Source organism: Algibacter sp. 2305UL17-15 (assembly GCF_040720935.1).
In the GTDB taxonomy this organism is placed as follows: Bacteria; Bacteroidota; Bacteroidia; order Flavobacteriales; family Flavobacteriaceae; genus Jejuia.
In genome coordinates this window covers 1-5,928 of record NZ_JBFDAE010000030.1, presented here as the reverse complement: position 1 = coordinate 5,928, position 5,928 = coordinate 1, and the positions used below count along the sequence as shown (strand labels likewise).

The window sequence follows — 5,928 nt, the reverse complement described above, 5'->3', positions numbered from 1 at the left end:
TACAATAAGCCTATGGGTTATTAGTACTACTCGGCTACGACATTACTGCCCTTACACCTATAGCCTATCGACCCCGTAGTCTACGGGGACCCTTTAAAGAAATCTCATCTTGTGGTGGGTTTCGCGCTTATATGCTTTCAGCGCTTATCCCTTCCGAACGTAGCTACCCAGCAATGCTCCTGGCGGAACAACTGGTACACCAGAGGTTCGTCCAACCCGGTCCTCTCGTACTAGGGTCAGATCCACTCAAATTTCTAGCGCCCACTGTAGATAGAGACCGAACTGTCTCACGACGTTCTGAACCCAGCTCGCGTGCCACTTTAATGGGCGAACAGCCCAACCCTTGGGACCTTCTCCAGCCCCAGGATGTGACGAGCCGACATCGAGGTGCCAAACCCCCCCGTCGATATGAGCTCTTGGGGGAGATCAGCCTGTTATCCCCGGCGTACCTTTTATCCTTTGAGCGATGGCCCTTCCATGCGGAACCACCGGATCACTATGCTCTACTTTCGTACCTGATCGACTTGTAGGTCTCTCAGTCAAGCTCCCTTATGCCATTGCACTCTGCACACGATTACCAACCGTATTGAGGGAACCTTTAGAAGCCTCCGTTACTCTTTTGGAGGCGACCACCCCAGTCAAACTACCCACCAAGCACTGTCCCACGCTGTTGCGTGGTTAGACTCTAGATAAGCAAAGGGTGGTATTTCAACAATGACTCCACGACGCCTGGCGACGCCGCTTCAAAGTCTCCCACCTATCCTACACATTACTTATCCAAAACCAATACTAAGCTATAGTAAAGGTGCACGGGGTCTTTTCGTCCCACAGCGGGTAATCGGCATCTTCACCGATACTACAATTTCACCGAGCTCATGGCTGAGACAGTGTCCAGATCGTTGCACCATTCGTGCAGGTCGGAACTTACCCGACAAGGAATTTCGCTACCTTAGGACCGTTATAGTTACGGCCGCCGTTTACTGGGGCTTCATTTAAGATCTTCTCACGCCGAGGCGTGATAAACCCTCCACTTAACCTTCCAGCACCGGGCAGGTGTCAGGCCATATACGTCATCTTTCAATTTAGCATAGCCCTGTGTTTTTGATAAACAGTCGCCTGGACCTTTTCACTGCGGCCACGCCAAAGGCGTGGCGACTCTTCTCCCGAAGTTACGAGTCTATTTTGCCTAGTTCCTTAGCCATGAATCTCTCGAGCTCCTTAGAATTCTCATCCCAACTACCTGTGTCGGTTTAGGGTACGGGCCGCTTCTCTCGCTTTTCTTGGAAGTCGATCCTCTGGATTATCACCGCGGCCGGGGCCTTAGTGTACTATCCCACGCTTTAGCGTGGTTCAACGTACTATTCCGTCAGTACGCACCAAATTTTCGCCTCCGTCACTTTTAATGAGAGCGGGTACAGGAATATTAACCTGTTGGCCATCCACTACCCCTTTCGGGTTCGCGTTAGGTCCCGACTAACCCTCAGCTGATTAGCATAGCTGAGGAAACCTTAGTCTTTCGGAGTGCGGGTTTCTCGCCCGCATTATCGTTACTTATGCCTACATTTTCTTTTGTAGCTTCTCCAGAATGCCTCACGGCAAACCTTCGACGACACTACAATGCTCCCCTACCTCACGCCAAAAGGCGTGACCATAGCTTCGGTAATATGTTTATGCCCGATTATTATCCATGCAAAACCGCTCGACTAGTGAGCTGTTACGCACTCTTTAAATGAATGGCTGCTTCCAAGCCAACATCCTAGCTGTCTAAGCAGTTTCACCTCGTTAGTTCAACTTAACATATATTTTGGGACCTTAGCCGGTGGTCTGGGTTCTTTCCCTCTCGGACATGGACCTTAGCACCCATGCCCTCACTGCTGACCAACATTTTATAGCATTCGGAGTTTGTCAGGAATTGGTAGGCGGTGAAGCCCCCGCATCCAATCAGTAGCTCTACCTCTATAAAACTATAAATCAACGCTGCACCTAAATGCATTTCGGGGAGTACGAGCTATTTCCGAGTTTGATTGGCCTTTCACCCCTACCCACAGGTCATCCGAACACTTTTCAACGTATATCGGTTCGGGCCTCCACTGTGTGTTACCACAGCTTCACCCTGCCCATGGGTAGATCACACGGTTTCGCGTCTACCACTACTAACTAAAGCGCCCTGTTCAGACTCGCTTTCGCTTCGGATCCGTACCTGAAGTACTTAACCTTGCTAGCAACGGTAACTCGTAGGCTCATTATGCAAAAGGCACGCCGTCATCACGCGAAACGCGTGACTCCGACCGCTTGTAAGCGTATGGTTTCAGGTTCTGTTTCACTCCCTTATTCAGGGTTCTTTTCACCTTTCCCTCACGGTACTGGTTCACTATCGGTCTCTCAGGAGTATTTAGCCTTAACGGATGGTCCCGCCAAATTCACACAGGGTTTCACGTGCCCCGCACTACTCAGGATACCACTATATCGCCAATCTTTGCCTATACGGGACTATCACCCCCTACGGTCGCTCTTTCCAAAGCGTTCTAGTTCATCATGGTCCTAATCTCGTGGTCCTACAACCCCAATGTTGCCGTAACAACATTGGTTTGGGCTAATCCGATTTCGCTCGCCGCTACTATCGGAATCACTTTTGTTTTCTTCTCCTCCGGGTACTTAGATGTTTCAGTTCTCCGGGTTCGCCTCCTTGCGGATAACATGTCTTCAACATGCTGGGTTGCCCCATTCGGATATCTGCGGATCGATCGGTATGTGCCCGTCCCCGCAGCTTTTCGCAGCTTATCACGTCCTTCATCGCCTCTGAGAGCCTAGGCATTCCCCATACGCTCTTTTGTAGCTTATTGTACTTTTTGCTTTTTTAATGAGTTACTGTTCAGTTTACAGTTTTCAGTCGCAGTTCTCAGTAAATAAATACCAATTATTGTTCCTTTAGTCCTATAAACTAAACGTTTGATCAATTAGTATATCGCTCGCGTGATCCTAATTGATCTTAATTATTACTTAAATAGATTGGATTAAATCCAATCGTATTTTCATGTATCTTTTTTCAATATGTCAATGAACGTTTTTAATTCTGAATTCAGAATTTTGAATTCAGAATTAATAGTGGAGAATATCGGAGTCGAACCGATGACCTTCCCGATGCAAATCGGGACGCTCTAGTCCCATAATATGACTAAAACTCTATTTCAATATGTAATGAACGTTTCTTCCCAAGAAGAAAATAGTGGAGAATATCGGAGTCGAACCGATGACCTCCTGCGTGCAAGGCAGGCGCTCTAGCCAGCTGAGCTAATCCCCCGTTTAGAAACGAAATTCCAAAATTTAAAATTCCAAATTCCAATAAGATGGATTCCCAACTTCTAAAATTTCCTTTCAATATGTAATGAACGTTCCTGTTACCGGCCAACTTTGCGCTGGCCTTTAACGGACACCCACCTTCGCGGGCATACTCAGCACTTTCGTGCTTCGTAGTCTCAGGCAGACTCGAACTGCCGACCTCTACATTATCAGTGTAGCGCTCTAACCAGCTGAGCTATGAGACTGTTTTTTTAGTCGTTAGCCTTTAGTTATTAGTAGTTAGCACAAGACCAACATCTAATTACTAATGACTTTTTACTATATAAATTTAAATTAACAGCAATGAGAACAGACTACTTATCGCAGTAGTTCGTTGATACTTAATCGGTCGTCTTCCGTGCCTGCGCGGATCGCTCCGGCAGGCAGGTCTCTAGAAAGGAGGTGTTCCAGCCGCACCTTCCGGTACGGCTACCTTGTTACGACTTAGCCCTAGTTACCGATTTTACCCTAGGCCGCTCCTTGCGGTGACGGACTTCAGGCACTCCCAGCTTCCATGGCTTGACGGGCGGTGTGTACAAGGCCCGGGAACGTATTCACCGGATCATGGCTGATATCCGATTACTAGCGATTCCAGCTTCACGGAGTCGAGTTGCAGACTCCGATCCGAACTGTGATGGGGTTTATAGATTCGCTCCTGGTCGCCCAGTGGCTGCTCTCTGTCCCCACCATTGTAGCACGTGTGTAGCCCAGGACGTAAGGGCCGTGATGATTTGACGTCATCCCCACCTTCCTCACGGTTTGCACCGGCAGTCTTGCTAGAGTTCCCATCTTTACATGCTGGCAACTAACAACAGGGGTTGCGCTCGTTATAGGACTTAACCTGACACCTCACGGCACGAGCTGACGACAACCATGCAGCACCTTGTAGATTGCCCGAAGGAAAGTCTATCTCTAAACCTGTCAATCTACATTTAAGCCCTGGTAAGGTTCCTCGCGTATCATCGAATTAAACCACATGCTCCACCGCTTGTGCGGGCCCCCGTCAATTCCTTTGAGTTTCATTCTTGCGAACGTACTCCCCAGGTGGGATACTTATCACTTTCGCTTAGCCACTGAGCCGGGGCCCAACAGCTAGTATCCATCGTTTACGGCGTGGACTACCAGGGTATCTAATCCTGTTCGCTACCCACGCTTTCGTCCATCAGTGTCAATATATTATTAGTGATCTGCCTTCGCAATTGGTATTCTATGTAATATCTATGCATTTCACCGCTACACTACATATTCTAACCACTTCATAATAATTCAAGATAACCAGTATCAAGGGCAATTCTACAGTTGAGCTGCAGACTTTCACCCCTGACTTAATCATCCACCTACGGACCCTTTAAACCCAATGATTCCGGATAACGCTTGGATCCTCCGTATTACCGCGGCTGCTGGCACGGAGTTAGCCGATCCTTATTCTTACGGTACCGTCAAGGTGCTACACGTAGCACGGTTTCTTCCCGTATAAAAGCAGTTTACAACCCATAGGGCAGTCTTCCTGCACGCGGCATGGCTGGATCAGGGTTGCCCCCATTGTCCAATATTCCTCACTGCTGCCTCCCGTAGGAGTCTGGTCCGTGTCTCAGTACCAGTGTGGGGGATCCCCCTCTCAGGGCCCCTACCTATCGCTGTCTTGGTGTGCCGTTACCACACCAACTAACTAATAGGACGCATACTCATCTTGTACCGTGACCTTTAATGTCCTGTCCATGCGAACCGAACATACTATGGGGTGTTAATCTTCATTTCTAAAGGCTATCCCCCAGTACAAGGCAGATTGTATACGCGTTACGCACCCGTGCGCCGGTCGTCAGCGGGAGCAAGCTCCCCTGTTACCCCTCGACTTGCATGTGTTAGGCCTGCCGCTAGCGTTCATCCTGAGCCAGGATCAAACTCTTCATCGTTAATTTTTAAGTCTTGCGACTGTTCTTTTAACAACCGATAAGAATCCCTAGTGCTCTAAATGGTCTATTCTCTTTGTTGGAATAAATCGTTTCCGATTTACTCCTTACGCTGTCAATTCAATATGTCTATGAACTTCCCCTCTCGGCCTCCCCGAAGGGGGGGGGGATGCCTTTCCCTTTGGCCCTTGCCAAAAGTGCGAGCGGTGTTTTTTTTGTCCTCCCAGCTCGTTTCCTTGCTAAGCGGGTGCAAATATAAAACCCTTTTTTCAACCCTACAATACTTTTTAACCTTTTTTTTGAAAAAGTTTTTGATGACCTTTTCTTGGGTATTCCAGTACCTGTAAATGAACTCTCGCCATAGGGCCGATGCCTTTTTTAGCGGCTGCAAACATACTATCCTTTTTTAATTGCGCAATGCATTTTTCCGTGTTTTTTTTATCTTTTTTTTACCAAGCTTTTAACTGCCTTGTTATGTGCTGTTTATGGCCACGGTTTTTATCAACAGTTGAGGGATCGGTGGATGGGTTTGGGGGATTCTGGAACCATGCGGCCCTGGTTTTATGGCGCAAGACTGCCCGGCGGCAGAAAATGCGGCGTTAATTTGTTCCATAATATTATCGCGCTAAGGCGCTAAGGCGCAAGGAGGGCTGGAAATACTTGTATATATATGGAGGGC

The 5,928-nt window shown here is 48.1% G+C and carries 2 tRNA genes and 2 rRNA genes; all 4 read right to left on the bottom strand.

What is annotated here, in order from left to right:
* Positions 1 to 2,843 (bottom strand): 23S ribosomal RNA (locus tag ABXQ82_RS18645).
* Between the two features lie 384 nt (positions 2,844 to 3,227).
* Positions 3,228 to 3,301, bottom strand: a tRNA-Ala gene (locus tag ABXQ82_RS18640).
* A gap of 170 nt (positions 3,302 to 3,471) precedes the next feature.
* Positions 3,472 to 3,545: transfer RNA gene (locus ABXQ82_RS18635), tRNA-Ile, on the bottom strand.
* Between the two features lie 189 nt (positions 3,546 to 3,734).
* Positions 3,735 to 5,252 (bottom strand): 16S ribosomal RNA (locus ABXQ82_RS18630).
* The 16S and 23S rRNA genes sit together here with 2 tRNA genes alongside, the layout of an rRNA operon.
* Positions 5,253 to 5,928 lie beyond the last annotated feature (676 nt).